1 protein-coding gene and 2 pseudogenes are annotated in these 1,830 nt (G+C 71.3%); 1 reads left to right on the forward strand and 2 read right to left on the reverse strand.

Going from position 1 to position 1,830, the window contains the following annotated elements:
• Both ACQKIP_RS46475 and ACQKIP_RS46480 read right to left on the reverse strand, forming a co-directional pair.
• Nucleotides 1–665 (reverse strand): annotated as a pseudogene (locus tag ACQKIP_RS46475) (alpha-amylase); the annotation flags it as partial.
• Nucleotides 666–847: 182 nt separating this feature from the next.
• Nucleotides 848–1,123 (reverse strand): hypothetical protein, encoded by a 276-nt coding sequence (locus tag ACQKIP_RS46480; protein ID WP_427745766.1) that lies wholly within the window; start codon nt 1,121–1,123, stop codon nt 848–850.
• Here ACQKIP_RS46480 and ACQKIP_RS46485 point away from each other — a divergent pair.
• Nucleotides 1,011–1,830: pseudogene (locus ACQKIP_RS46485) on the forward strand (RNA-guided endonuclease InsQ/TnpB family protein); the annotation flags it as partial. The gene ACQKIP_RS46480 and the pseudogene ACQKIP_RS46485 overlap by 113 nt on opposite strands.

Below are 1,830 nucleotides of genomic sequence, written 5' to 3' on the forward strand. Positions count from 1 at the left end.
ATCATCAGCATCGCCATGTCGCAGCGCACCCCGTCGCAGACCCCGCCGATGCTCTTGAGCACCTCTTCGGTCGCCCGCCGCAGGGCCGGGGCGAAGGCGTTCAGCTGGACCACGTCGGGCCAGGGCGGGAAGAACGGGTCGCGGCCCCGCGCGAGCACGGCGTGCCCGGTGTCGAGGAACCCGTCCGGGTCGCGCCGGGCGTCCTCCTGATCGCCCTGCACGAAGTACTCGGGGTGCTCGCCGACCCAAGGGCTGTCCGGAGCCACGTGGTTGGGCACGTAGTCGAGGAGCAGCCCCACTCCCCTGCGGTCGAGTTCGGCCCGCGCGGCCGCCAGGCCCGCCGCGCCGCCGAGTGCCTCGTCGACCTCGTAGCGGCGGATGCAGTACGGCGATCCGGCGATGTCCTGCTCGCCGATGTCCGGGACGGCTCCGGCGAAGGCGCCGCGCAGGGCCGGGTTCTCCAGGGCGATGGCGCGCCCCCGCGGGCTGCGCTCCCAGACGCCCATCAGCCAGACGGCGTCGACCCCGGAGGGCGTGATCTCGTCCCACACGTCCTTGGGCACGTCCGCAAGCCCCGCCGGGCCTGCGGTGCGCCGCGCTGTCTCCCGCAGCCAGACGCGGGTGTTGACCTCGTACACGACGGGCTGTGCCGGCAACTCGGTCATCGTGTCTTCCTTCGTGGATACCCCCGCCTTCAGGCGGAGGAGGAATCGAAGCTCCCGCGTGAGCGGGGCGGGGGTAGGCCGGTTCGCCTGCCGGGCGGATCCGGCGTTGTCAGTGCGGGGCGGTAGGTTGCTGGGATGACGGCATCCGCGACGGCCCGGGAGTTCGCGCCCGTGCGCTACACCTACCGTCTGCGGGTGTCGTCGACGGCCCGTACCGGGCTGGAGGCGGAGTGGGCGCGCTGCCGGTGGATCTGGAACGAGTGCGTGGCCAAGTCCGGGGCCGTGTACGCGCACAACCGGGCGACCGGGGAGAAGAGCACGTGCGGGCCGGTGCAGCTGGCAGCGATGCTGACCGGGGCCCGGGCGAGCACGCCGTGGCTGCGGCAGGGCGCCTGTGTTCCCCAGCAGCAGCTGATCCGGGACTTCGGCAGATCCCGGGCCAAGGCGCTTACGGACATCAAGTCCGGACTGCCGATGGTACGCCGGGCCGGGCTGCCCCGCTTCAAGAAGAAGCGGGATGCGCGGCCGACCCTCGAATACACCCGGCGCGGGTTCCGTCTCAAGGACGGACGTCTGCACCTGGCCGGGGGGGATTGTGGTGCGGCCGGTGTGGTCGCGCGAGCTGCCCGGGGCTCCGTCCTCGGTGCGGGTGTACCGGGATGCGGTGGGGCACTGGTATGGCTCGTTCGTCGTCGTCACCCCGACCCAGACGCTGCCCGCCACCGGACGCGTGATCGGTATCGACTGGGGTGTGAAGGAGATCGCCACCACCACCAGCGACGCGCACGATCTGCCGCACCCCCAGTACGGCCGCACGGCCGCGCAGAAGCTGGCGAAATACCAGCGGATGATGGCCCGCAGGAAGCCCGCAAAGGGAAAGCCCGCCTCGAAGGGCTACCAGAGGGCGAAACAGCAGACCGCCAAACTCCACCGCAAAATCGCCGCCCGGCGGCAGGACACCGCCCGCAAGTGGGCCAAGTCCGTGGTCCGTGACCATGACGCGCTGGCCGTGGAGGACTTCAGGCCACGCTTCCTCGCCAAGTCGACGATGGCCCGCAAGGCGGCCGACGCCGCGATCGGCGCCACCAAGAAAGCCCTGGTCGAGCAGGCCCGCAAGCACGGCCGTGCCCTGTATCTGGTCGATCCCAGGCACACAACGATGGAC

It is taken from the genome of Streptomyces sp. NPDC059900, assembly GCF_050270335.1.
Classification (GTDB): Bacteria; Actinomycetota; Actinomycetes; order Streptomycetales; family Streptomycetaceae; genus Streptomyces.